The following is a 23,193-nucleotide window of genomic DNA, read 5'->3' as shown; positions in this document are numbered from 1 at the left end:
CCGCTGCGGTACCGCGTCCGGGGCTAGTCGCGTCCGGCCGGTTGCTCCGATCCGGCGTCCACCGGCGCGATCGAGGTGATGCGGTGCAGCTGGATGCGGCGCAGCTCGCCGTCGAGCGCGTCACGGCCCTCGACGTACCCGCCGCCCACCGAGACCGGCGCGAGCACCCGGTCCCCGGCGACGCCGTGCGCGTCGACGTAGCCGATCCACACGGTCCGGCCCTCGCGCACCGCCTCCTGCAGCGAGGCCAGGTTCCCGGTCGCGCCGGTGAGTTCACGCCGCCCGGCGACGCTGTCGCGTACCCCGGCCAGGCGGTCCCCCGCCCGCAGCCGCTCGACGAGTTCCTCGGCCCGGTTCGTCGGGGACCGGTCGACGACCCGGCCGGCGTCCCGGGTGCCGCGACGCAGCCGCGGCTCGGTGCGCCGCCCCTTCGGCCCGAGGTCGACGACGGCGCCGACCGCGTCCTCCGCGGCCGGGCTGAAGCCGGCCGCCCGCAGCCCGTCGAGCACCTCGGCCAGCGGCAGCGAGCTGACCACGACGGTCGGGGCGATCCGGCGCAGCCCCAGCTCCTCGGCCGCGGAGTGCGCGAGCACCTCGGACAGGAGCACCTCGTCGTCGGAGCGCAGGAAGCAGCTGACCGCGCCGCCGCGCAGCCTGCCGTGCCGGCGGGCGACGTCGTCCACGAGGTAGGTCAGGGTCTGTGGGACCGGGGTGCGGGAACGGGCCTCGAGGATCGCGCGGACGTCGTCGGCGGTGCGGCCGGTGTCCAGCGCCCGGCGCAGGCTGCGCTCGGTGAAGCGGTACACCGTGGCGCCGCCCGCGGACTCGACCTCGGCCAGGATCGCGAGCTCGTGCGCGAGGTCCGCCGACAGCCGCCCGGGTGCGACGGCGGTCAGGTCGGCCTGGAGCAGGATCTCCTCCACCGGGGCGGGCAGCGCCGCGTGCAGCGCCGCGGCCAGCTCGGTGGGGTGCCGGCTGGGGTGCGCCGGGTCCGGGCGCAGGGCCGGGTCGAGCAGCACCCGCCCGGCCGTGGTGAGCGCGTCGAGGGCGACCACGCCGATCGCGGTGGCCTCGGCGACGGTCCAGCCGACCGTCTCGTCGCGCAGCCGTCCGCCGCGGCGCGGGGCGTGCCAGGCCAGCAGCCGCGCCAGGTCCTCCGGCGACCCCACCGAGGTGCCGGGCGCGAGGTCGGCGAGCGCGTCCAGGACCCGGCGGCGGTCCCGCGCGGCCGGCGGACGACGCGGCCCGTCGGACAGCGCGGTGATCGGCTTGCCGGTCTCGTCGCGGCGCCCCACGAGCCCGGGCAGCCGCGGCAGCTCCAGCCAGGCCTGGGCCAGCACCGCCCAGCGGGACTCCTCGGGACCGGTCCCCCACACGTCCCACGTGGTGGTCGGCAGCCACTCCGGTGTCACCGACTCGGTCGCCCCGACCAGGTCCGCGGCGTGCAGGATCTCCAGGACCAGCGCGGCGGTCGGCTCGTCGGTGTCGGCCGCCTTCGCCGCACGCTTGAGCTCGCGGACGCCGAACCCGCCCGAGCGCAGCACCGGCACGGACTCCCGCGTCAGCCACTCCAGGAGCAGGTCGGTGCGGCGCAGGAACTCCAGCGCGGCCCCCGCGCCGGTGCCGTCGACCAGCGGGGTCTCCCGCACGCGCAGCGGGACGTCCGGCCGGGACAGGTCCAGCGACCCCATCGGACGGTCGCCGCGCAGGGCGAGCGCGACCTGGCGGGGCAGCTCGACGGTGTCGGCGTCGCGGCGCACGAGCAGTCCCTTGTCGACGAGGGACCCGACCGGCCCGGTCGGCCCGGTCGCGTTGCGGGAGCGGCCGACCGGCGGGCCCTGGGCGAGCACGTCGAGGACCTTGCGCTCGTCGTCGCCCACCCCGGCGAGCAGCGTGTCGAGCTCGGGGCCCGCTGCCGCGCCGGTGGCGGGGGCGCCGAGCCCGGCGGGCCACGGCCCGACGACGTCGGCGGCCGCGGGGACCAGCGACACCGCCTCGTCCGGGCCCCAGGCCAGCGCGCGGTCGCGCAGCGCGGCGAGTCCCTCGGCGACGGTGGCCGCGTCGACGTCGGCGCCGAGCCAGCCGCGCAGTCCCGCGCCGGGCGTCGTCGCGTCGGCCGGGGTCCGCCACGCCGTCGCCAGCACCAGCGCGTCCAGGACGGTCAGCGCGACGGTGCCCAGGTCCTCGCAGGCGCGCTGCACCGACGCCCGGATCGAGGCGCGGGTCGCGAGCACGGTGAGGTCGCCGGGGGGCGGGACGGCGAGGTCCGGACGCGCGCGCAGCAGCGCGGCGAGGAACCCGTCGTCCTGCCCGCGCAACCACTCGACCAGGGACGTCTGCATCATCGCCAGGGTAGTCGGACGATCGCGGGCGCACCGGGGCGGACAGCCGCGCCCGCGTCCGCGATACTGGGCACAGGAGACTGCCGCGGTCCCGCCCGGGACCGGACGACGACGCTGGAGGACGCGATGGCCGCCAAGCCCGCGAAGCAGGACCGGATCCACCCGGAGTGGCCGCACTCCGACGACGGCGACCACCCGGTCACCGAGCTCCTGGGCAGCGTCCAGGGAAACATGTCGCCGTTCGGAGACATCGAGTTCCCGGTCGCCAGCGTGCCCTACGAGCACCCGGTCACCGAGATCAACCGCTGACCGTGGTCGCCGGCCTGTTGCTCGCGGGCGGCGCCGGGCGCCGCATGGGCACCCCGAAGGCGCTGGTCCGACTGCACGGTGAGCCGCTCGCGGTGCGGGCGGTGAAGGCGCTGCAGGCGGGTGGGTGCGGCCCGGTCACCGTCGTGCTCGGCGCCCGCGCCGACGACGTCACCGACGTGCTGCGCGGCGCCGGACTCGGCACCGACGGCAGTGACGTCGGTGTCGTGGTCGCCGAGGACTGGGACGAGGGCATGGGCGCGTCGCTGCGGCGCGGGCTCGGGTCGCTGACCCACCTGCCCGGCACCGGCGCGGCGCTGGTGCACCTGGTCGACCTGCCGGGCATCGGACCGGAGGCGATCCGCCGGGTCGTCGACGGCGCCGGGCCGTCGTCGCTGCGGCGCGCCGCGTTCGACGGCGTCCCCGGGCACCCGGTCCTGCTCGGCCGGGACCACTGGTCCGGGGTCGTCGCGCTGTCCTCCGGGGACTCCGGCGCCCGTGACTACCTGGCCGGCCGCTCCGACGTGGAGCTGGTCGAGTGCGGCGACGTCGCCGTTCCGGACGACGTCGACACCCCCGGGCAGCTGCGCCGCCTCGCCGGTACCTGAAACCACCGCACCGGCCCCGACACACGTGCGCCCCGGTCCCTCGCCGAGGGACCGGGGCGTCGTCGTGCCGGGATCAGGTGTTGATGACCTGGCCGGGGGTGATCAGGTGCCCGGCGCCGAGGCCCGGGTTCTTGGACAGCAGGTCCTTCCAGTTCGCGATGCCGTGCGCGGCCGCGATCTGTCCCAGCGTGTCGCCGGACTTCACCGTGTAGGTGCCGCCGGACGACGCCGCGGGGGCGCTGGCCTTCACACGCTCCGGGGCCCGGGTGCCGGAGTCGGTCTCCAGGGTCCGCGGCGTGGCGGACCCGGACGCGCCGGTCTTGGACGAGCACGACGGCCAGGCGTTCCAGCCCTGGGCCGCCAGGACCTTCTCGGCGACGGCGATCTGCTGGGCCCGGGTGGCCTGGTGCGCCGACGTGGCGTACTCGCCGCCGCCGTAGGCCTTCCAGGTGCTCGGGCTGAACTGCAGGCCGCCGTAGTAGCCGTTGCCGGTGTTCGCGGCCCAGTTCCCGGTGCTCTCGCAGTGCGCGAGCGAGTCCCAGGTGGAGTCGGTGGCGGCGTTCGCGGTGCCCACGGCGGCCAGCATCGGGGCGCCGAGGACGGCACCGGCGACGGCGGTCCGGACGATCGTGCGGCCGGCGGTGCTCGGTTTACGGTGTTTCCCACGGTAACGAGGCATGGCAGGTCTCCCGCGTGACGCGACCCGAACCGCACCCGGGGAGTGGGTGCCCGGTCCGGCGGCCGGGGGAGCGGCCACCGATCCGTCTGACGATCGGCCCTGTCCCACACCGATACCTCGGGGGCCGGTGGACCGCCGGACAGGGAGCGTTGCGGCACCGGAGCCCGGCCGCATGGGGGAGTCGGCCGAGCCGGGACCGAAGGTAGGTCACGTCAGGACGACGCGAAAGTCGACGGCGACACGGCGTGGCGTCGGACGTACCGGACACATGATGTTCGGGCCTTGCGTTTGCCCAGGTGACGAGCCCCGATCACGAACGGGAAACGTTCGTGCAAACAGTACGATCGGTTCCATAAACGTGATACAGATCACAGCGACTGGGTCATCCGGGGGGCCCGGCCCGTGCACACGGAGTGGCGGGGGCCGCCCTACCGGCGCCCCCGTACTGTCGGGGTCGTGACCACCGAGCAAAACCGGCCCGGCCCCGCGCTCAGCCACGTCGACGACGCCGGGGCGGCCCGGATGGTCGACGTCTCCGACAAGCCGCCCGGCCGCCGCGCCGCCGTCGCGACCGGGACCGTGCACACCACGGCCGAGGTCGTGCACCTGCTGGAGACCGACGGCCTCCCCAAGGGCGACGCGCTCGCCACCGCCCGCATCGCCGGGATCATGGGCGCCAAGCGCACCCCGGACCTCGTCCCGCTCTGCCACCCGATCGCGATCAGCGGGGTGACGCTGGACCTGACCCCGGCCACCGACGGCGACGCCGGCCGGGTCGCCATCCGCGCCGAGGTCCGCACCACCGACCGCACCGGGGTGGAGATGGAGGCGCTGACCGCGGTCGCCGTCGCCGGGCTCACCCTGCACGACATGATCAAGGCCGTGGACCCGGCCGCCGTGCTCGACGCCGTGCGCGTCGAGCGCAAGGAGGGCGGCAAGACCGGGCTGTGGGAGCGCGGGGCATGACCGCCGCGCGCACCGCCCGGGTCGTCACCGCGTCCAACCGGGCCGCGGCGGGCGTCTACACCGACCGCGGCGGGCCGCCGATCGTCGCCTGGCTGCGCGAGCGCGGCTACGACACCCCGGACCCGGTCGTCGTGCCGGACGGCGAGCCGGTCGGGCAGGCGCTGCGGGCGGCCGTCGCCGACGGGGTGGCGGTCGTCGTCACCACCGGGGGCACCGGCATCTCCCCCACCGACGCCACCCCCGAGGTCACCCGGGCCGTGCTCGACCACGAGATCCCGGGCCTGGCCGACGCGATCCGCCGCGCCGGGGAGGAGAAGGTGCCCACCGCGGTGCTCTCCCGCGGCCTGGCCGGGGTCGCGGGCCGCACCCTGATCGTCAACCTGCCCGGCTCCCCGGGCGGGGTGAAGGACGGCCTCGGCGTGCTCGCCGGGGTCCTCGACCACGCGGTCGACCAGCTGCACGGAGGAGACCACCGATGACCGATCCCGCGACCACGCGGACCGCGACGGTCCTGCGTGCGGCCGTCGGCGAGGAGCCGCTCGACGTCGACGAGCACGCCCGCCTGGTCGAGCACGCCGCGGCCGGCGCGGTCGTCACCTTCGCCGGCGTCGTGCGTGACCACGACGGCGGGAAGTCGGTGCACGGGCTGGAGTACAGCGCGCACCCGACGGCCGCCCGGATCGTCGCCGAGGTCGCCGAGCAGGTGGCCGCTCGCTCCCCCGGCGTCCGGGCGCTCGCGGTCAGCCACCGGGTCGGCCCGCTCGACATCGGCGAGGTCGCCCTCGCCTGCGCCGTCGCCGCCGAGCACCGCCGGGAGGCGTTCACCGCCTGCGCCGAGCTCGTCGACGAGGTGAAGCGGCTGCTGCCGGTCTGGAAGCACCAGCGGTTCGCCGACGGCTCCGACGAGTGGGTCAACTCGACCTGAGCCCGGCCGGGCGCCCCGGAACGACGGAACGGCCCGGGTCCGCCTCCCCGCGAGGGGAAGGAGGACCCGGGCCGTCGTCCGCCGGGGCGGGTGCTGGGGACACCGCGCACCCCGTGCCGCCCGTCCCGGATGGCGGCCCGGGAACGGTCGGCGGGATCAGCCGAGGTTCAGGACCTGGCCGACGCTGATCACGTTCACGTTGCCGATGCCGTTCGCGGCGGCCAGCGCGGCGACGGAGGTGCCGTGCGCGGCGGCGATCTTCCCGAGGGTGTCGCCCGACTTCACCGTGTAGCCGCCGGCGGCCGGGGCGGCCGCCTTCTTCTTCGGCGCGGAGGCGGCCGGGGCGGACGCCTTCACACGCTTGCCGGTGTCGGCCGAGTGGCCGGTGATGCCCAGCTTCTTCGAGCAGGACGGCCAGGCGCCCCAGCCCTGGGCGGCCAGCACCCTCTCGGCGACGGCGATCTGCTCGGCGCGGCTCGCGTTCTGCGCCGAGCCGGTGCCACCGAAGGCCTTCCAGGTGGACGGCGTGAACTGCAGCCCACCCGAGAACCCGTTACCCGTGTTGATCGACCAGTTGCCGCCGCTCTCGCACTGTGCGAGCTGGTCCCAGACCTCGTCCGGGGCGGCGTTGGCGGTACCGGCGATCGCAGCCGTCGCGCCGACCGCGACGACACCCGCCGCAGCCATGCGCAGCAGACTTCGGCCCTTGGGTCCCTTGGTCATCGTTTCGCTCCCACCGCGCCGTCCCGAGGACACGCACACTCCGCGCAGGAGGTCCCCAGGGCACAGATGTGCCCACCGTGTCGTCGCGGGTGCGTCGATCGGGACCGGGGAGCGACGTCCATGACGCCCGCGGAGGTGGTCTCTCTCGTCCCCGTCCCGTTCCGTTTCCTCGACGGACCGGACAGCCGCGGGACGGGGGTGGTTCGGCGCGGCGGGTCCGGATGTGTGACTCGTTCAGGCGGCCGCTCCGGTGGACCGGCCGACGAGAAAGGTGAATGCGCGGGAAGAATTCGTCAATGAAGGGACCCGTGAGCGGAATCACTGTGACAACGATGTAATTATCAGATTCTCCCTAAACGCACTGGTCAACGACGTCACATCACGGACCTATCACGTGGTCGTGAACATTTCTGATCCGGAAGCAACTCGAACCTTCCGGGGGCCTCGTTCGTCGTCACGGGGAGGTCCCGGACCCGCCCGCGCGGGGAGGAGGGACCCTCCTGCTGTGGCCGCGTTCACCGCTCGTCCTGCATGCTGGTTCGGTGAACGAACCTGCACCCGGCCCCGGGAGCCCGGCCGAGCTCGCCGACGCGCTGCGCGCGACCGGCTACCTCGCCGACGACGGTCTCGCGACGGCGGCCTTCCTCGCCCTGCGCATGAACCGTCCGCTCTTCTGCGAGGGCGAGCCGGGGACCGGCAAGACCGCGCTGGCCCAGGCACTGGCCGCCACGCTGGACGCACCGCTCATCCGCCTGCAGTGTCACGACGGAATCGACGCCGGTCAGGCCCTGTACGACTGGGACTTCCCCCGCCAGCTGCTGCACCTGCGCACCCTGGAGGCCGCGAGCGGGCGCGACGGGTTCGATCCGGACACCGTCGAGGCCGGCCTCTACGACGAGCGCTTCCTGCTGTCCCGCCCGATCCTGCAGGCGCTGCGCACCAGCCCGTCGGTGCTGCTCATCGACGAGATCGACCGCGCCGACGACGAGTTCGAGGCCTTCCTGCTGGAGGTCCTCACCGAGCACGCGGTGACCATCCCCGAGCTCGGGGAGGTGCGCGCCACGACGCCGCCGGTCGTCGTCCTCACCTCGAACCGGACGCGCGAGGTGCACGACGCGCTCAAGCGGCGCTGCCTCTATCTCTGGCTGGAGCACCCGAACATCGAGCGCGAGATCGAGATCCTGCACAGCAGGCTGCCCGAGGTGCCCGAGCGCCTCGCCGCGTCGGTCGCGCGGGCCGTGCAGAAGCTGCGCCACGCCGACCTGATCAAGCCGCCGGGTGTCGCGGAGACCCTGGACTGGGCCCGGGCGTTGCAGCTGATCGGTGCCCGGCACCTGGATCCGGAGTCGGCGGCGCGCACCCTCGGCGCCGTCCTCAAGTACCGGGAGGACGCCGACCGGGTCCACAAGCAGCTCGACACCCTGCTGGCGTCCTGACCCGGCCGCGATGACCGTCCCCCCGAGCCCGTCCCCGGCGGCCCCGCCACGGCCGCCCGCGGCGGAGCCCACCGGCACAACCGACGAGCTGTTGACCGGATTCGTCGGGTTCACCGAGGTCCTGCGCGCGGCGGGGGTCCCGGTCACCCAGGACCGGGTGACCGCCTACCTGCAGGCGCTCGACACCCTGGAGGTCACCGACCGGGACCAGGCGTACTGGGCCGGCCGGCTGACGCTGTGCGCCGACCCCGACGACATCGTCCGGTACGACCTGGCGTTCCCGTCCTGGTTCGAGCCGACCAGCAACCGCCCGTCGAGCAACCGCGACGACCGCCCGCCCGCACCACCGAAGCTGGCCGCGCTGCTGCCCGGCAGCGAGGGCGGGGAGGACGACTCCGACGACACCGACGGCCCGCAGATCAAGGCCGCCGCGACCGGCGCGGAGATCCTGCGCAACCGCGACCTCGGGGAGCTCTCCCCCGCCGAGCGCGAGCACCTGCGCCGGCTGATGACCCTGCTGAAGCCGGAGCCGCCGACCCGGGCGTCGCGGCGCCGCAGGCGCAACCGGCACGGCGAGGCCGACCCGCAGCGCACGTTGCGCGCGGCGCTGCGCAACCAGGGCGAGATCTTCCGGCTGGCCCGGCGCGACACCTCGCGCCGGCCGCGCAAGGTCGTGCTGCTGATCGACGTCTCGGGGTCGATGGAGCCCTACGCGGACGCGCTGATGCGCTTCGCCCACGTCGTCGTCCGTCGCTCGCCGCGCTCGGTCGAGGCGTTCACCCTGGGCACCCGGCTCACCCGCATCACCCGTGAGCTGCGGCTGCGCGACCCCGAGCACGCGCTGCGCGCCGCGGGCAGGGCCATCCCGGACTGGTCGGGCGGCACCCGCCTGGGCGAGGTGCTGCAGGCCTTCGTCGACCGCTGGGGACGCCGCGGTGCGGCCCGGCGGGCGGTCGTGGTCGTCTTCTCCGACGGCTGGGAGCGCGGCGGCACCGAGCTGCTCGGCACCCAGGCCGAGCAGCTGTCCCGGCTGGCCCACCGGCTGGTCTGGGTCAACCCGCACGCGGGCAAGGACGGCTACGCCCCGGTCCAGGGGGGAATAGTCGCGGCCCTTCCGCACTTGGACGACCTACTGGCCGGGCACAGCCTGGACACGCTGGAGAAACTGCTCGAGGTGGTGCGCAATGCGTGACGTGATCGACCAGCTCGAAGGCTGGTGGAAGAACGGTGAGCCGGCCGCGCTCGCGACGGTGGTCGGGACCTTCCGGTCCGCACCGCGCCAGCCGGGGGCATCGATGCTCGTCGGCCCGGCGGGCGAGGCCGTCGGCTCGGTCTCGGGCGGCTGCGTCGAGGGCGCGGTCTACGAGCTCGGACAGCAGGTGCTGTCCGAGGAACGACCGGTGCTGCAGCGCTACGGCGTCTCCGACGACGATGCGTTCGCCGTCGGCCTGACCTGCGGCGGCATCCTCGACATCTTCGTGGAGAAGGTGACCCCGGAGACCTACGCACAGCTCGGCCGGATCGCCGAGGCGATCCGCGACGAGGACCCGGTCGCGGTGGCCACGGTCGTCGCGGGCCCCTCGGAGCTGCTCGGCAGGCGCCTGATCGTCTGGCCGGACCGGACCGAGGGCGGCACCGGTTCGGACCGGATCGACGACGCCGTGCGCGACGACGTCCGCGGTCTGCTCGACTCCGGCCGCAACGCGACGCTGACCTACGGCGTCCACGGCGAGCGACGCGGGGAGGGTCTGCAGATCTTCGTCGAGTCGTTCGCGCCGCCGCCCCGCATGATCGTGTTCGGGGCGATCGACTTCGCCGCCGCGGTGGCCCGGATGGGCACCTTCCTCGGCTTCCGGGTGACCGTCTGCGACGCCCGTCCGGTGTTCGCGACCGCGAGCCGCTTCCCGGGGGCCAACGAGGTCGTGGTCGAGTGGCCGCACCGGTACCTGCAGGCGGAGGCCGACGCGGGCCGGATCGACCAGCGCACCGCGCTGTGCGTGCTCACCCACGACCCGAAGTTCGACGTGCCGCTGCTGGAGGTCGCCCTGCGGCTGCCCGAGGTCGGCTACATCGGGGCGATGGGCTCGCGGCGCACCCACGACGACCGGCTCGAGCGTCTGCGCGAGCGGGGCGTGACCGAGGCCGAGATCGCGAAGATGTCGTCGCCGATCGGGCTGGACCTGGGCGCCCGCACCCCGGAGGAGACCGCGGTGTCGATCGCCGCGGAGATGATCGCCCAGCACTGGGGCGGCGAGGGCGTCCGGTTGGCCGAACGCGAGGGGCCCATCCACGCGTCCTGACCTCCTCCGCTTTCGGCCAGGCCGGAGCCGGTCGACGACCCGGCTCCGACCTGCGGATCGGCGCGCCGTCCGCCGATCGAGGGGGTCGCGGGACAGGGTGTCCCTGTACCGTGGGCCACACGCTCGTGACAGATCCGCTCGCCGTCGTCGAGTGGTGAGTCGACAACGCGCAGCAGCAGGAGGAGGGCAACGTGGTCCTCACCGGTTCGGCCGGTCCCGTCGCCCCTGACCACGGGCATCGCGGAACCGTGCGACGGGAGACCGTTCTCGTGCTCGACGGGGAGACCGGCACGTCCGGCGCCGACGAGGGTTACACCGTTCGCGCGGCGCACCGCCCGCGGGAGCGGCCGCGGCTGTCCAAGTTCCACGCCCCGGAGATCGTCTTCGGGCCGGACTCGCTGCCGGAGACCGCGCACGCCGCTCTGCGGCTCGGTGCGCGCCGGCCGTTCGTCGTCACCGACCCGGGGGTGACCGAGGCCGGGTGGCCCGCCGAGCTGCTGCGCCACCTGCGCGCCGCGGGCCTGCGCCCGCAGCTGTGGAACGAGATCACCCCGAACCCGAAGGACCACGAGATCCAGGCCGGGTTCGAGCGCTACGAGAGCTCCGGCTGCGACGTGGTGATCGGCGTCGGCGGCGGCTCGGTGATCGACGCCGCGAAGGGCGTCGCCCTGCTCGCGGCCAACGGCGGCACGATCCTCGACTACGAGGGCATCGACCGCATCGCCAACCCGATCCCGCCGCTGGTGATGGTGCCGTCGACCTCGGGCACCGGCGCCGACGTCTCCCAGTTCTGCATCATCACCGACACGGCCCGCCTCACCAAGATCACCATCATGGGCCGGGCCCTGGTCCCGGACGTCTCGGTGATCGACCCGCGGCTGCTCGTCACCATGCCGGACTGGCTCAACGCCGCGACCGGCCTGGACGCGCTCACCCACGGCATCGAGGCGTTCGTGTCGCTGGCCCACGGCCCGCTGACCGACACCCACGCGCTGCACGCGGTCGCACTCGTCCACGCCAACCTGCCGACCACGATGATCCGCCGCCACGACGACGGCCCCCGCACCGCGATGGCGCAGGCCGCGCTCGAGGCGGGCCTGGCGTTCACGAACGCGATCCTCGGCGCCACCCACGCCATGAGCCACCAGGTCGGCGGCATGCTCGATCTGCCGCACGGCCTGATCAACGGGGTGCTGCTGCCACACGTGATCCGGTTCAACGGTTCGGCCTCCGACGCCGACGCGGCGCGCTTCGTCCCGATCGCCCAGGCCATGGGGCTGCCCGCCCGGCCGGGGATGCCCGGCGACGAGGCCGTGGACATGGTCGCGACCGAGGTCCGCAAGCTGGCCGACGAGGTCGGCGTCCCGACCGGGCTCGCCGCGATCGGGGTGCGCGAGGCCGACGTCCCGCGGCTGTCCCGGCTCACCCTCGGCGACGCCTGCCTGACCACCAACCCGCGCACGGCGAGCGTGGAGCAGATCGAGAACCTGTTCCGGGAAGCGCTGTGACGCCCGCACGGAGGCCCTCGCGGTGACCGCCGCCGCCCGCTTCCCGCGCCGCCGCACTCCCGCACCGCCCTCGTCGCCGGCCGCCGGGGGCCGGGCCCGCCCCGACCTCGACCAGCTCACCGGCCTGCGGACGGGCAAGCCGTCGTTCTACCCGGAGTACCGCGAGGGGGCCGAACGACTGCGCCGGGTCATCCTCGCGCTGGACCGGATCTCGGCCGCGCTGGTCCGCACGATGGAGGGCTCCGAGGCGCTGGTCCGCGCCGTCGCCGACGCGGCCGCCGACCACCTGTCGGCGGACTGGGTGGTGCTCGGGCTCGTCGACGGCGAGCTGCCCGACGCCGCGCCGCGGCACGTGGTCCTCGGCCCCGACGGCGTCGAGTGGGCCGACCTGGGGTCGGTGCCCGAGCGCGTGCGCCGGCACGTGGAACGGCTGCACGCCGGCGACGGCCATCACCACCACCACGAGGACGACCCGCGCCCCCGGCACCTGCACGTCCCGATCCGGCTCGACGGACGCACCGTCGGCGGGTTCGTCGCGTGGACGCCGCCGGAACGGCACATCGACGACACCGACCACTCGGTGCTGCGCATCCTGGCCGGTCAGACGGCGTCGGCGCTGCAGAACTGCGCGCTGCTGGAGCGCGCCGAGCGGCTGCACGCACGCACCGCGGCCCAGGCCGAGGACCTGCGTGTCCGCAACGACGAGCTGATGCTCACCCAGCAGGCACTCGGGGCGGCCCGCCAGCGGGAGGTCCTCGACAACGAGCGGCACCGCATCGCCCGCGAGCTGCACGACAGCGTCACCCAGTACGCCCTGTCGGCCGGGATGCACATCGAGCTGTGCCGGTCGGAGATCACCGAGCCGGTCCTGCTCCAGCACCTCGACACGGCCAAGGACCTGACCCGGCGCGCCGTCGAGCAGCTGCGGTCGGCGATCTACGCGCTCAACGACGACGACCACGCCGACAAGGACCTGCCCTCGATGCTGCGGCAGCTGTCCACCGTGCACATGCCCGACGAGCTGCGGGTCGAGGTGACGATCGGCGGGGCCCCGGTGCCGCTGCCGCACGAGCACGAGCAGTCGCTGTTCCGGATCGCCGGCGAGGCGTTGTTCAACACGGCGATGCACGCGTCGGCCTCGCGGGCGGTGGTGCGACTGGCCTACGCCGACGGCCGCGTCCGCCTGTCGATCTCCGACGACGGCGGCGCCTCACCCGAGCAGATCCGCCGCACGCTGCGTGCGGCGTCGGTGCGCGGCCCCTCCGGGGAGCACCGCGGCCTCGTGAACATGGACGCCCGCGCCCGCGAGATGGGCGGGGCCCTGCGGTTCCGCCGCTCGCGGATCGGTGGGCTGCAGGTGCAGGTGGACGTCCCGATCGGGACGCCGGGGAAGGAGCTCGGATGAGCAGCGGCACACGGACCGCCCCGGGCGGTCCCGGGCACGTCTCCGGCGGCCCCGCCCGGGGCCGCGCCGTCACGGACGCCCGCAGCGGCGGCGGACCGGATGCCCGCGGCGGAGCCGGTGTCGGTGCGCGCGGCCCCGGCCTCGGCGGTGGTCACGGCGGTGGTCACGGCATCCCCGGTCAGGCGGGCCCCGGGCAGGGCGGCGGGAACGCGCCGGGCGGCGGGATGCACGGGTCCGGTGGGACCGCCGCGACCCGCAGCGGTCCCGGTCCCGCGGGCGTCGCGGCGCGGCCGATCCGGATCGTGCTGGTCGACGACCACTCGATCATGCGCCAGGGGCTGCGCGCGGTACTGGAGCGCGAGGACGACCTGCGCATCGTGGGCGAGGCGGGCAGCGCGCCGGAGGCGTTCGCCGCCGTCGCGACCGGCCGGCCGCAGGTGGTGCTGCTCGACCTCAAGCTGGCGTCCGGCCCGCAGACCGACGGTCTCGAGGTCTGCCGCAAGCTGTGCGCCGACCACCCCGGCATCGGGGTGCTGGTCCTGACGACCTTCGCCGAGGACCGCCTCGTCGTCGAGTCGGTGCAGGCCGGCGCCCGCGGCTACGTGGTGAAGGACGTCGACACCACCGAGCTCGTCCGTGCCATCCGCGCGGTGTCCCGCGGGGAGAGCGCGTTCGACGCCCGGTCGGCGTCGGCGATGGTGCGGTCGCTGTCCGGCGGGATGCCCGACCGGGAACGGCTGACCGACCGTGAGCTGGACGTGCTCCGTCTGCTGGCCCGGGGGCTGTCCAACCGCGCGATCGGCGCCGAGCTGTTCATCTCCGAGACGACGGTCAAGTTCCACGTCGGCAACCTGATGCGCAAGCTGATGGTGTCGCGTCGCGCCGAGGCGGTCTACGCGGCCACCAAGCTCGGCCTCCTCTGACCTCGACGTCCCCGGCCACGCCTCTCCGCCCGGCACGGCGGAGGGCGGCACGGCGGCACGGCGGCACGGCGGCACGGCGGGAGGGTGTGCGAGGCGAGGGGGCGTCGTCGCTGATTCCGGATCGCGTTCCGCGGAACGCGATCGCCCCGGTCCGCGCCGATCCCACCGTCGGTCTGGACCGGAACTGTCGGGCCCACCCGGCATACTCCTGTCGAACACACGTTCGACGAAGGAGAAAGCGCCGTGCCGACCTCCACCCCCACGACCACGCCCGCCGGTGAACTGAGCCTGCCGGATCTCGAGTCCGAACTCCTCGGCCTCGCCGGCCACATCGCCGCCGCCGAGTGCCGGTTCCTGCGCCTGCTCGCCGAGTTCGACGACCGCGGCGGCTGGTGCGGCGTCGGCGTCCGGTCCTGCGCCCACTGGCTGACCTGGCGGGCGGGGATGAGCCTGCGCACCGCGACCGAGCACCTGCGGGTCGCGCACGCACTGACCCGGCTGCCCCGGATCACCGAGGCGTTCGCGGCCGGCCGGATCTCCTACTCCAAGGTCCGGGCCGTCACCCGCCTCGTCGGCGCGGACGACGCGGTCCTCGACCGCATGGCCGCCGCTGCTCCGCCGGCCACCGCCACGGAGCCGCTCCGGCGCCCAGGTCGCGACCCCGACGACGACTCCGGCGGGGCATCGGTCGACTGCGCATCACGGGGAGGGCCTGGTGACACCGTCCGGGGAGCGGGAGACGCGTCCGACACGGGCACGGACCGCAGCGCCGGAGACGTCGACGGCCCCGGAACGGGCGCCGGATCCGACCTGTCGGACGCCGGGAGGACGGACAGAGCCACCACGTCACCCGCCGGACGCGGGGACACCGGTCCGTGGGACGGCACGGGGAGCCGGCCGGTCGCCGTCGCCGCTCCGGAGCCGCTCCGGGACACCGAGCCGGACGATCCTCCGCTGGCCGCAGCCGGGCCGGACGCCGAGCAGGTGCTCCTGGACCTGGCGCTCGGCGGGACCGCGAGCCATGTCGAGACCGTCGTCCGCGCGGTCCGCCGCCGCTGCGCGCCGCCGCGCGACGTCGCCGCCCGGCGCGGGGTGAGCTGGCACCACGACGTCGACGGGTCCCTGGTCGTACGGGCCCGGCTCACTCCCGAGGACGGCGCCCTCCTGGTCGCCGCGATCGAGGCCGGGGTCGCCACCGCACGCCCGGCTCCCGCCGGCCACACCGCCCCGCCCGGCGACGAGGACACCGACGATCCGGCCGCACGTGAGGGGCGACGGTCGGGATGGGACGGGCCCGATCCGCACGAACAGGCCCGCCGCACGGAGGAACAGACACCGGGCGCCGTCGTCGACACCCTGGCCGCCCGGCGGGTCGACGCCCTGCTGGGCCTGGTCGTCCGCGGGCCGGGAGCGGCCGGAGCCGCGGTCGTCGAGCGGGGTGCGGCGCGGGTGACGGTCGTCGTCGACGCGGGGACCGGCACCGCGCGCCTCGCCGGCGGCCCCGAGATCGCCGCGAGCACCGCCGAGCGCCTGGCCTGCGACGCCCGGGCCCGGGTGCTGCTCACCGACCGCGCCGCGAACCGGATGTACCTCGGCCGGAGCAGGCGCCTGGCGAGCCCGGCGCAGATCGCCGCCCTGACCGCCGACGGCGGCGGTTCCTGCCGGTTCCCGGGGTGCCACCACGCACGCCACCTGCACGCCCACCACGTCCGGCACTGGCTGCGGGGCGGGCCGACGGACGTCGACAACCTGGTCCTGCTCTGCTCGTTCCACCACCGGCTGGTGCACGATCACGGCTACCTGGTCCTGCGTCCACCCGGCGAGGACTGGCTGTTCCACCGGCCCGACGGCACTGCCGTCGAGGCCACGGGCAGACCGCTGGACGGCAGCGCCGAGTCCCTCGTCGAACGGAACACGCGGGCCCGGCTGCGGATCGATCGCAGCACCCTCACCCCGGACTGGTACGGCGACCGGCTCGACCCCGAGCCGATCCTCGACGCCCTGCTCCCGCCCGGCACGACGGCCGCCGCGGCCTGAACCCCGCAGGTCCTCCGCCGGGCGACCGAGCACCCACACGGCCGGAAGAGGACGCGGGCCGCAGCGCACCGGCCGGTGGGAGACCGCGGGAGACCGGCGCGGAACCGGTGGGCGGGAGGACGGACCGCGTTCCGCGGAACGCGACGTCAGCCCGCCCACCCGGCATCCACGCCCGGACCGGCCTGCGCCTTCGTGACCGGCCCGGTCAGCGCGTCGCCTGGACGGTGACACCCAGTGGCACATCGGGGAGGCCGTCGGTCACGTGCCACCCGCCGTCGTCGTCCCCGGCCATCCGGCCGGGCAGGGCCTCCCAGGGGACGACCCGGTGCTCGGTGAGACCGGACAGCGTCGGTCCCTGGTCGAGGAGCGCGGTGACCACCTCACCGAGGCCGTGGTTCCACTCGTGGGATCGGCGACGAGTGCGTCCACGCCGTAGTCGGGGCTCTGCGCGTGCAGCGGGGCGCGGTCATCCCAGGAGGCGCGGTCGAGGGAGAGCGAACGGTCCGCCCGCCCAGCGGAGCACGGGCGGGCCGCGGGGACGACCGGATTCCGGCCCCGGTAGACAGGTCCGATGCGCTGGTACGCCGAACGCCCCGACCGGATCGCCCGCCAGGTCGTCGCCGACGTCGTCGCGCTGCTGTGGACGGTCCTCGCCGTCACCGCCGGCGTGGCCGTGCACGACGGGCTGTCCGCGCTGCGTGGGCCCGGAGACTCGCTGGTCGCCGCGGGCGGACGGGTCTCCGACACCTTCACCGGCGTCGCCGGGGCGGTCGGTTCGATCCCGTTCGTCGGGTCCGACCTGGCCCGCGCGCTGGATCCGGCCGCGGGGGCGGGCACCGAGCTCGTCGCGGCGGGGCGGGAGTTCGGCGACGCCGTCGGCACCCTCGCGACGGGGGCGCTGGTCGTCGTCCCGCTGGTGATGCTGCTGCCGGTGCTGCTCGGCTGGCTGCCGCTGCGGCTGCGCTACGCCCGGCGGGCCGGTGCCGCCGTCGCGGCGCGGACCGCCGCGCCGGACCTGCTGGCCGTGCGGGCGCTGTCCCGGGTGCCGGTGTCGCGGCTGGTCCGGGTCGCGCCCGACCCGGCGGCGGCGTGGCGGTCCGGGGACCCCGCCGTCGTCGCGGCGCTGGCCGCGCTGGAGCTGTCCGACCTGGGGCTGCACGCACACCCGCACGACTGAGCGACGACCGGGCGGCACGGGGCGAGCGGGCGACGACGCGGTCTCGTCGCCGACGGGCACCGCGGCGGGTGCGAAGCTGTCGGCCATGCCGCTGTTCGCCCTGGAGGGCCTCTCCCCCACCGTGCACCCGGACGCCTTCGTCGCTCCGACCGCGACCCTCGTCGGGGACGTACGCGTCGAGGAGGGCGCCTCGATCTGGTACAACGCCGTGCTCCGCGCCGACCTGGGGCCGATCGTCGTACGTGCCGGCGCCAACGTGCAGGACGGGTCGGTGCTGCACGGCGGCGACGACCCGGTCACCGAGATCGGCGAGGGCGCCACGATCGGGCACCTGTGCGTGGTGCACGGCGCCGTGATCGGGGCGCGCGCGGTCGTCGGGAACGGCAGCACCGTGCAGGACGGTGCCCGGATCGGCGAGGGCGCGATGGTCGCCGCCGGGTCGACGGTCGCGCCGAACTCCGAGCTGGCTGCCGACCGGCTGATGCTCGGCTCCGCGGCGAAGGAACGCGGCGAGCTGACCGAGCAGGCCCGCTGGTGGGTGCGGACCAACCCGGACTTCTACCGCGCCCTGGCCCGGCGGCACGCCGACGGCGTCGCCCCCGCCTGAGCCTCCCGAGACGGTCCGGTGCGTTCCGCGGAACGCACCGGACCGTCGGTCCTCAGTCCTCGCGGCCGGGCGAGCTCGCCTGTGCCCGGTAGCGGCGCGGGATCCGACCGGCGTGCCGGGCGTCCCAGCCCGCCTCCACCCCGCGGCGCATCGCACGGGCCATCCGCTCCGGGTCGGCGGCACGGGTCACGGCGGTGGCGAGCAGGACCGCGTCGCAGCCCAGCTCCATCGCCAGCGCCGCCTCCGAGGCGGTGCCGATCCCGGCGTCGAGCACGACCGGCACGCCCGCGGCGGCCACGATCATCTCGATGTTGTGCGGGTTGCGGATGCCCAGCCCGGTACCGATCGGCGAGCCGAGCGGCATGACGGCGGCGCACCCGACCTGCTCCAGGCGACGGGCGAGGATCGGGTCGTCGTTGGTGTAGGGCAGCACGGTGAAGCCGTCGTCGACGAGCTGCTCGGCGGCGTCGAGGAGCTCGACCGGGTCGGGCAGCAGCGTCGTCTCGTCGGCGACGACCTCCAGCTTCACCAGGTCGGTCTCCATCGCCTCGCGCGCCATCCGCGCCGTGAGCACCGCCTCGGCGGCGGTCCGGCAGCCCGCGGTGTTGGGCAGCACGGCGATCCCGAGGCGGCGCAGCAGGTCCAGCAGCCCGGTCCCGCCCGCGACGTCGACACGGCGCAGCGCCACCGTCGTCAGCTCGGTGCCGGACGCGACCAGCGCGCGCTCCAGGGTCTCCAGGTTCGCGGCACCACCGGTGCCCATCACCAGCCGCGAGTCGAACAGGTGGTCGCCGAACGCGAGCTTGTCGGTCTGCACAGCCATGCTCATCCTCCCTGTACCGCGGTCAGGACCTCGACCCGCGCGCCGTCGGCGGGGCGGTGCCCGGCCCACGAGGTGCGCGGCACGACCTCCCCGTCCACGGCGACGGCGATCCCCCGCTCCGGCAGCCCGGCCTCGGCCAGGATCCGGGCGAGGTCGGCGCCGTCGTCGACGTCGCGGTGCTCGCCGTTCAGCACGATCCGCATCAGTGGTTCCCCTCCTCGCGTGCCCCGGCGGCGGCCGGGGCGAACCGTCGCGGATCCGCCGCGCGGACCGGTTCCGGCACGTCGTCGCCGCGCAGCACCGCCGCGACGGCCGCCGCGGTCACCGGTACCAGCAGCATCCCGTTGCGGCCGTGCCCGGTGGCCGCGACCAGCCCGTCGGGCCCGGTGCGCCCGATCAGCGGCAGGTTGTCCCGGCTGCCCGGCCGCAGCCCGGCGGCGGTCTCGGTCAGGGCGTACTCGGCGATGCCGGGCAGGATCCGCTCCGCGTCGCGCAGCAGGTCGCGCACCCCACCGACGGTGACGTCGGTGTCGAAGCCGTTCTCCGCCGTCGTCGCGCCGATCACGAGGTCGCCGTACCCGGGCAGCGTCCGCGGCACGGCGTAGACCGGGCGCCCGTCGACGAGCGCCCGCACCGTCCGCGACGGCGGCGGCAGGGCACCGGCGCGGCGGGTCAGCCGCAGGATCTCGCCCTTCACCGGGCGGACCAGCCCGTCGAGCACCGGGTGCAGCGACGACGAGTGCGCCCCCGCCGCGACGACGACCGCGTCCGCCGCGACCTCGGTCCCGTCCGCGAGCCGCACGCCGGTGACACGGGCGCCGTCGTCGAGGACGCGCGCGACCCCACGGTCGGAGACGACGACCCCGGCCCGCCCGGCCGCGGTCGCCAGTGCGGCGAGCAGCCGCCGGTTGTCCACCGACGGGTCGTCGGGCACCGAGAGGCCGCCACGGACCTCCGGGCCCAGCGCGGGTTCGAGCCGGCGCAGCTCGCGACCGGTCAGCCGGTGCACGTCGCGGCCGAGGGACTCCAGGTAGTCCGCGAGCGCGGTCAGCTCGGCGCGGTCCCCCGACCCGGTCGCGGCGACGACGGTGCCCTCAGGGTGCAGCCCGGCGTCGGTGCCGGCGTCGGCGGACAGGGCCGCGGCGAACTCCGGCCAGCGCGCGACCGAGTCCAGCCCGAGGGCGAGGAGGTCCTCCTCGCCGGGCCAGGCCTCGGTGACCGGGGCGAGCATCCCGCCCGCCACCCAGGACGCGCCGCGACCGGGGGCCGGGTCGAACACCGTCACCGACCAGCCGTCGCGGGCCGCCGCGCGGGCGACGGACAGGCCGACGGCCCCCGCACCCGCGACGACCAGCCGTCCGGCACTCGCGCTCATCGGATCCACCTCACTCCCTGCGCCGGCATGACCCGGATCAGGTTCGACGGTCGGGACCGCGTCGCGGATCCCCTCTCAGCCCGCTGCCCGGGCTCCCGTGGTTCGTCGTCGTCCGGGGCCCAGGCTACGCCGTAGCCTGCGAGCCGTGTCCGACACCGATACCCGTCCCGGCACCGGCGACACCCGCCGCGCCCGGCTCGACGGCCTCACCGACGCCCGTCTCTACCTGTGCACCGACGCCCGCACCGCGCGCGGTGACCTGGCGGAGTTCGCCGACGCCGCGCTCGCCGGCGGGGTCGACATCGTCCAGCTGCGGGACAAGGGCGGGCCCGGCGGGCCGCTGGAGGCGAGCGCGGAGCTCGCCGCACTGGAGGTGCTCGCCGACGCCTGCCGCCGGCACGGCGCGCTGCTCGCGGTGAACGACCGCGCCGACGTCGCGCTCGCCGCGGGCGCCGACGTGCTGCACCTCGGCCAGGACGACCTGCCGGTGGCGTGGGCGCGCCGGGTCGTCGGCGACGACGTGCTCATCGGCCGGTCCTCGCACAGCCCCGCCGAGACCCTGACCGCCGCCGACGAGGACGGCGTGGACTACTTCTGCGTCGGCCCGTGCTGGCCGACCCCGACCAAGCCGGGACGTCCGGCCCCCGGCCTGGACCTGGTGCGCACGGTCGCCGGACGGACCCCGGCGCGGCCGTGGTTCGCGATCGGGGGCATCGACGGCGACCGCCTGGACGAGGTCCTCGACGCCGGTGCGGACCGGATCGTCGTCGTCCGGGCGATCACCGAGGCCGAGGACCCGCGCGCGGCCGCGGCGGCGCTGCGGGCCCGCCTGCACTGAGCCCGCCTGCGCCGGGCCCGGCCGCGCTCGAACCGGCCCCGCGGCGCCGGGATCCGGCGCCGCGGATCAGTTCTGCGTGCCGGAACCCTGGTTGCCCGAGCCCTGGCCGCCGGAGCTCTGCCCGCCCGAGTCCTGACCCGACTGGCCGGAGCCTGGCTGCTGGGTCGGCAGGACCCGGTTCAGCCCGTCCTGCAGCGGGTTCGACGAGTCCGAGCCGTCCTGACCGGAGTCCCGGTCACGGGTGCCGGTCGGCGACTCCGACGTGCTGGTGCCCGACTCCTCGGTGGAGGTCGAGCTCGACGACGACGTCGACGAGTCGCCCCCGGAGCCCTCGCCCCGGTCGTTCTCCTGCTGGGTGGGGGGAGCACCGCCGCGGACGACGTTGCTCACCGAGGTCCCGGACGAGCCGGACAGCGACGAGCCCTTCACGAACTCGATGCCCGAGATCAGGAACATCGACACCGCGAAGGTGACGACGCCGAGCACCGCGGACACGATGACCGTCTTGCGGGTGACCCGGACCCGGCGGAACCGGCTGTGGCCCGCTCCGGCGGCGCGGGTGGTGCCGCCGGGTGTCTGCCACGGGTCCAGCAGCACCGTCTCCTCGCCGGTGGGCCCGGCGAGACCGTGGCCGGCACCGTTCTGCGCGGCGACCGCGGTGCCCTCGGCGACGCCCTTGCCGCGCCGGGTCGCCCTGTCCTTCAGCTCGAGTGCCTTGTCCTTGCTGACCTCGAGCGAGCGGGTGAACAGCGTGGTGGCCAGCGTCGAGATGATCGAGCCGAGCGCCGCGCCGATCACCGTGCCGACCGCGCCGAGGAACGAGCCGAGCACCGCCGTGACGATCGCCGCGCCGGCGCCGGCTGCGATCTTCGTCGGGCTGAGGTCGGCCTTGAGGCCGCTCGCCTTCGTGGTGTCCGACGAGGCGTCGCCGGAGCCGTCACCGGACCCGCCCGAGCCCCCGGACCCACCGGGTCCGTTCGGTCCGCCGCCGACCGGGCCCACCGGACCGCCGGGACCGGCCGCGCGGGTCGTGTCCGACGCGGGCGGCAGCACCCGGGTGCGCGGACGCCCGCCGGGCGGGGTCCCGTCCGGCACGCCCGGACCGGGCACGACCGGGCTCACCGGACGGCCACCGGGCGGGGTCTGCGTGGTCCGGCCGCGGACGGTGCCCGACGGCGGCTGCGGGACCCGGCCGCCGTGCGTGCGGGGCGGATGCGCGGTGCGCTGACGGGGCAGCCGCGGGGCGTCGGGGGCGGCCACCGGGCGACCGGCGCCGGGTCGGGGAGCGGACGGCTGGGCGGGGGGACGGGCCGGGCCGGGGACGCCACGGGGGGCGTCGCCGAAGCCGGGCTCCGGGGGGCGCTGGTGTGGCATGGCTCCTTGCAGTGATCGTCGGTGCGGCGGCTCGCCCCGGGGGAACGTCCGGGCGGCCACGATTGCGCCGGACGATCACCCGAAGTGGTGACCTTCACACGACCGAGCAAAGGTCACGGGAAGATCACGATTCTAGCGCTACGAGGCGTCAGAGCCTGTCACCGGGGGTGACGGATGCCCGGGTGATCGGCCGGCAGCGCCGTACGCAGCAACGGCCACGACACGAGCACGCTCAGCCCGACCAGCACCGGGCTCAGCACGGTCCGCGCGACACCCAGGAGCACGACCTGGTCGGCCGCCCACAACGGGAGGAACACCGACAGCCGCAGGACGTACTGCGCCACCCACGCCCAGGACGCCCGCTGGTACCCGCGGAGCAGGTCCGGGTCGCGCCGCCACCTCGTGCGCTGTCCCAGCAGCCCGCCGACGACGACCCCCAGCAGCGGCCACCGCACGACGACCGAGATCGCCCAGGCCAGCGCGCTGCCGACGTTGGACACGATCTGGACCAGGAAGAAGTCCGACGCCCGCCCGGTCACCAGCGCGATCCCGGCCGCGACGACGACCCCGGCCAGCCCGAACAGCACCGCCCGCGGCCGCCGGCCGCGGTACAGCCGCCACCCTGCCACCGCGGCCCCCGCGACGATCGCCGCGCCGGCCCCCCAGTTGATCGGGAACGCCGACCCCGCCGCCCCCGCCACCACCCAGGCGAGCACGAACGCGACCACCGGTATCGAGGCGTCCATGGCACCGGCCCGGCCACCGAGCAGATCGGCGAGCCTCGGGTCCTCCCGGGATGCGGTGTGCGGAGCGCGATCGGACGTCACCCCGCTAAGGGTGC

At 75.6% G+C, this 23,193-nt stretch carries 24 protein-coding genes and 1 riboswitch; of the genes, 15 read left to right on the top strand and 9 right to left on the bottom strand.

Annotated features, from left to right (window positions below; genetic code table 11):
* Window positions 1–23: 23 nt before the first annotated feature.
* On the bottom strand, window positions 24–2,345 hold the full coding sequence (locus tag AC0GKK_RS17990) for a helicase-associated domain-containing protein (RefSeq protein WP_489882160.1): 2,322 nt from the start codon (window positions 2,343–2,345) through the stop codon (window positions 24–26).
* Between the two features lie 123 nt (window positions 2,346–2,468).
* Between AC0GKK_RS17990 and AC0GKK_RS17985 the strand changes: the two genes are divergently transcribed.
* Window positions 2,469–2,651 (top strand): hypothetical protein, encoded by a 183-nt coding sequence (locus AC0GKK_RS17985; protein WP_062398283.1) that lies wholly within the window; start codon window positions 2,469–2,471, stop codon window positions 2,649–2,651.
* A 2-nt stretch (window positions 2,652–2,653) separates the two neighbouring features.
* The gene (locus AC0GKK_RS17980) at window positions 2,654–3,256 is read left to right on the top strand and encodes a nucleotidyltransferase family protein (RefSeq protein WP_073576670.1); all 603 of its coding nucleotides are present in this window, start codon (window positions 2,654–2,656) and stop codon (window positions 3,254–3,256) included.
* 73 nt (window positions 3,257–3,329) lie between these two features.
* Here AC0GKK_RS17980 and AC0GKK_RS17975 read toward each other — a convergent pair whose 3' ends face one another.
* The gene (locus tag AC0GKK_RS17975) at window positions 3,330–3,935 is read right to left on the bottom strand and encodes a LysM peptidoglycan-binding domain-containing protein (protein ID WP_489882159.1); all 606 of its coding nucleotides are present in this window, start codon (window positions 3,933–3,935) and stop codon (window positions 3,330–3,332) included.
* 522 nt (window positions 3,936–4,457) lie between these two features.
* Here AC0GKK_RS17975 and moaC point away from each other — a divergent pair.
* Genes moaC through AC0GKK_RS17960 form a run of 3 tightly spaced genes read left to right on the top strand, consistent with a single transcriptional unit; the run spans window position 4,458 to window position 5,826 of the window.
* Window positions 4,458–4,901: a cyclic pyranopterin monophosphate synthase MoaC gene (moaC, locus tag AC0GKK_RS17970; protein ID WP_083658849.1), complete on the top strand. Its 444-nt coding sequence runs from the start codon at window positions 4,458–4,460 to the stop codon at window positions 4,899–4,901.
* Entirely contained in the window at window positions 4,898–5,380 is a 483-nt protein-coding gene (locus AC0GKK_RS17965) for a MogA/MoaB family molybdenum cofactor biosynthesis protein (RefSeq protein ID WP_062403845.1), read from the top strand. The genes moaC and AC0GKK_RS17965 overlap by 4 nt, the downstream gene beginning before the upstream one ends.
* Window positions 5,377–5,826, top strand: coding sequence for a molybdenum cofactor biosynthesis protein MoaE (locus AC0GKK_RS17960; RefSeq protein WP_224387119.1), 450 nt, complete (start codon window positions 5,377–5,379; stop codon window positions 5,824–5,826). Before AC0GKK_RS17965 ends, AC0GKK_RS17960 begins: the two co-directional genes overlap by 4 nt.
* 156 nt (window positions 5,827–5,982) lie before the next feature.
* Here AC0GKK_RS17960 and AC0GKK_RS17955 read toward each other — a convergent pair whose 3' ends face one another.
* Window positions 5,983–6,549, bottom strand: coding sequence for a LysM peptidoglycan-binding domain-containing protein (locus tag AC0GKK_RS17955; protein ID WP_208825897.1), 567 nt, complete (start codon window positions 6,547–6,549; stop codon window positions 5,983–5,985).
* 542 nt (window positions 6,550–7,091) lie between these two features.
* On the opposite strand from AC0GKK_RS17955, the gene AC0GKK_RS17950 reads away from it, so the two are divergent.
* The 7 genes from AC0GKK_RS17950 to AC0GKK_RS17920 all read left to right on the top strand — a co-directional run bounded on the left by AC0GKK_RS17950 (window position 7,092) and on the right by AC0GKK_RS17920 (window position 16,158).
* A complete protein-coding gene (locus AC0GKK_RS17950) occupies window positions 7,092–7,985 on the top strand; it encodes an AAA family ATPase (protein WP_073576676.1) in 894 nt (297 codons plus the stop codon).
* A gap of 10 nt (window positions 7,986–7,995) precedes the next feature.
* Window positions 7,996–9,177 (top strand): vWA domain-containing protein, encoded by a 1,182-nt coding sequence (locus AC0GKK_RS17945; protein WP_083658813.1) that lies wholly within the window; start codon window positions 7,996–7,998, stop codon window positions 9,175–9,177.
* Window positions 9,170–10,285, top strand: a complete 1,116-nt coding sequence (locus AC0GKK_RS17940) for an XdhC family protein (RefSeq protein WP_178375819.1) — start codon at window positions 9,170–9,172, stop codon at window positions 10,283–10,285. Before AC0GKK_RS17945 ends, AC0GKK_RS17940 begins: the two co-directional genes overlap by 8 nt.
* A gap of 248 nt (window positions 10,286–10,533) precedes the next feature.
* Window positions 10,534–11,793: an iron-containing alcohol dehydrogenase gene (locus tag AC0GKK_RS17935; protein ID WP_224401297.1), complete on the top strand. Its 1,260-nt coding sequence runs from the start codon at window positions 10,534–10,536 to the stop codon at window positions 11,791–11,793.
* Window positions 11,794–11,815: 22 nt separating this feature from the next.
* Window positions 11,816–13,198 carry a MadS family sensor histidine kinase gene (locus AC0GKK_RS17930; protein WP_307799856.1) on the top strand — a complete coding sequence of 461 codons (1,383 nt, stop codon included), beginning with the start codon at window positions 11,816–11,818 and terminating at the stop codon, window positions 13,196–13,198.
* Window positions 13,195–14,121 (top strand): MadR family response regulator transcription factor, encoded by a 927-nt coding sequence (locus AC0GKK_RS17925; RefSeq protein ID WP_489882158.1) that lies wholly within the window; start codon window positions 13,195–13,197, stop codon window positions 14,119–14,121. Before AC0GKK_RS17930 ends, AC0GKK_RS17925 begins: the two co-directional genes overlap by 4 nt.
* Window positions 14,122–14,364: 243 nt before the next feature.
* Window positions 14,365–16,158: an HNH endonuclease signature motif containing protein gene (locus AC0GKK_RS17920; RefSeq protein WP_489882157.1), complete on the top strand. Its 1,794-nt coding sequence runs from the start codon at window positions 14,365–14,367 to the stop codon at window positions 16,156–16,158.
* A gap of 205 nt (window positions 16,159–16,363) precedes the next feature.
* Here the strand turns inward: AC0GKK_RS17920 and AC0GKK_RS17915 are convergent, their stop codons facing one another.
* A complete protein-coding gene (locus AC0GKK_RS17915) occupies window positions 16,364–16,537 on the bottom strand; it encodes a hypothetical protein (protein ID WP_405421435.1) in 174 nt (57 codons plus the stop codon).
* Between the two features lie 192 nt (window positions 16,538–16,729).
* On the opposite strand from AC0GKK_RS17915, the gene AC0GKK_RS17910 reads away from it, so the two are divergent.
* Window positions 16,730–17,335, top strand: a complete 606-nt coding sequence (locus AC0GKK_RS17910; RefSeq protein ID WP_405421433.1) for a hypothetical protein — start codon at window positions 16,730–16,732, stop codon at window positions 17,333–17,335.
* Between the two features lie 85 nt (window positions 17,336–17,420).
* Entirely contained in the window at window positions 17,421–17,942 is a 522-nt protein-coding gene (locus tag AC0GKK_RS17905; RefSeq protein ID WP_062398301.1) for a gamma carbonic anhydrase family protein, read from the top strand.
* Window positions 17,943–17,994: 52 nt separating this feature from the next.
* Here AC0GKK_RS17905 and AC0GKK_RS17900 read toward each other — a convergent pair whose 3' ends face one another.
* The 3 genes from AC0GKK_RS17900 to thiO form a co-directional block, all read right to left on the bottom strand.
* A complete protein-coding gene (locus AC0GKK_RS17900) occupies window positions 17,995–18,765 on the bottom strand; it encodes a thiazole synthase (protein WP_489882156.1) in 771 nt (256 codons plus the stop codon).
* A gap of 2 nt (window positions 18,766–18,767) precedes the next feature.
* On the bottom strand, window positions 18,768–18,968 hold the full coding sequence (gene thiS / locus AC0GKK_RS17895) for a sulfur carrier protein ThiS (RefSeq protein WP_062398305.1): 201 nt from the start codon (window positions 18,966–18,968) through the stop codon (window positions 18,768–18,770).
* Window positions 18,968–20,140: a glycine oxidase ThiO gene (gene thiO / locus AC0GKK_RS17890; RefSeq protein WP_062403851.1), complete on the bottom strand. Its 1,173-nt coding sequence runs from the start codon at window positions 20,138–20,140 to the stop codon at window positions 18,968–18,970. The genes thiS and thiO overlap by 1 nt, the downstream gene beginning before the upstream one ends.
* Window positions 20,138–20,246, bottom strand: a riboswitch (TPP riboswitch). Its footprint overlaps the gene before it by 3 nt.
* Before the next feature lie 30 nt (window positions 20,247–20,276).
* On the opposite strand from thiO, the gene thiE reads away from it, so the two are divergent.
* A complete protein-coding gene (gene thiE, locus AC0GKK_RS17885; protein ID WP_405421666.1) occupies window positions 20,277–20,978 on the top strand; it encodes a thiamine phosphate synthase in 702 nt (233 codons plus the stop codon).
* Window positions 20,979–21,044: 66 nt separating this feature from the next.
* Here the strand turns inward: thiE and AC0GKK_RS17880 are convergent, their stop codons facing one another.
* Complete coding sequence (locus tag AC0GKK_RS17880) at window positions 21,045–22,238, bottom strand: hypothetical protein (RefSeq protein ID WP_482638478.1); 1,194 nt, start codon at window positions 22,236–22,238, stop codon at window positions 21,045–21,047.
* A 272-nt stretch (window positions 22,239–22,510) separates the two neighbouring features.
* Window positions 22,511–23,179 carry a DUF3159 domain-containing protein gene (locus AC0GKK_RS17875; RefSeq protein ID WP_405421424.1) on the bottom strand — a complete coding sequence of 223 codons (669 nt, stop codon included), beginning with the start codon at window positions 23,177–23,179 and terminating at the stop codon, window positions 22,511–22,513.
* Window positions 23,180–23,193: the final 14 nt, after the last annotated feature.

It is taken from the genome of Pseudonocardia sp. P-1 (genome assembly GCF_058111925.1).
Note: the sequence above shows the minus strand (reverse complement) of the source record. Positions and strands in the feature narration are given on the sequence as shown.

What these genes read in the sequence shown, in the direction of transcription:
- AC0GKK_RS17945 (WP_083658813.1), top strand. Translation starts at nt 7,996, where the DNA reads ATGACCGTCCCCCCGAGCCCGTCCCCGGCGGCCCCGCCACGGCCGCCC.
- AC0GKK_RS17990 (WP_489882160.1), bottom strand. Translation starts at nt 2,345, where the DNA reads ATGATGCAGACGTCCCTGGTCGAGTGGTTGCGCGGGCAGGACGACGGG.
- AC0GKK_RS17900 (WP_489882156.1), bottom strand. Translation starts at nt 18,765, where the DNA reads ATGGCTGTGCAGACCGACAAGCTCGCGTTCGGCGACCACCTGTTCGAC.
- AC0GKK_RS17905 (WP_062398301.1), top strand. Translation starts at nt 17,421, where the DNA reads ATGCCGCTGTTCGCCCTGGAGGGCCTCTCCCCCACCGTGCACCCGGAC.
- AC0GKK_RS17975 (WP_489882159.1), bottom strand. Translation starts at nt 3,935, where the DNA reads ATGCCTCGTTACCGTGGGAAACACCGTAAACCGAGCACCGCCGGCCGC.
- thiO (WP_062403851.1), bottom strand. Translation starts at nt 20,140, where the DNA reads ATGAGCGCGAGTGCCGGACGGCTGGTCGTCGCGGGTGCGGGGGCCGTC.
- AC0GKK_RS17955 (WP_208825897.1), bottom strand. Translation starts at nt 6,549, where the DNA reads ATGACCAAGGGACCCAAGGGCCGAAGTCTGCTGCGCATGGCTGCGGCG.
- AC0GKK_RS17960 (WP_224387119.1), top strand. Translation starts at nt 5,377, where the DNA reads ATGACCGATCCCGCGACCACGCGGACCGCGACGGTCCTGCGTGCGGCC.
- AC0GKK_RS17985 (WP_062398283.1), top strand. Translation starts at nt 2,469, where the DNA reads ATGGCCGCCAAGCCCGCGAAGCAGGACCGGATCCACCCGGAGTGGCCG.
- thiS (WP_062398305.1), bottom strand. Translation starts at nt 18,968, where the DNA reads ATGCGGATCGTGCTGAACGGCGAGCACCGCGACGTCGACGACGGCGCC.
- moaC (WP_083658849.1), top strand. Translation starts at nt 4,458, where the DNA reads ATGGTCGACGTCTCCGACAAGCCGCCCGGCCGCCGCGCCGCCGTCGCG.
- AC0GKK_RS17910 (WP_405421433.1), top strand. Translation starts at nt 16,730, where the DNA reads ATGCGCTGGTACGCCGAACGCCCCGACCGGATCGCCCGCCAGGTCGTC.
- AC0GKK_RS17925 (WP_489882158.1), top strand. Translation starts at nt 13,195, where the DNA reads ATGAGCAGCGGCACACGGACCGCCCCGGGCGGTCCCGGGCACGTCTCC.
- AC0GKK_RS17965 (WP_062403845.1), top strand. Translation starts at nt 4,898, where the DNA reads ATGACCGCCGCGCGCACCGCCCGGGTCGTCACCGCGTCCAACCGGGCC.
- AC0GKK_RS17940 (WP_178375819.1), top strand. Translation starts at nt 9,170, where the DNA reads ATGCGTGACGTGATCGACCAGCTCGAAGGCTGGTGGAAGAACGGTGAG.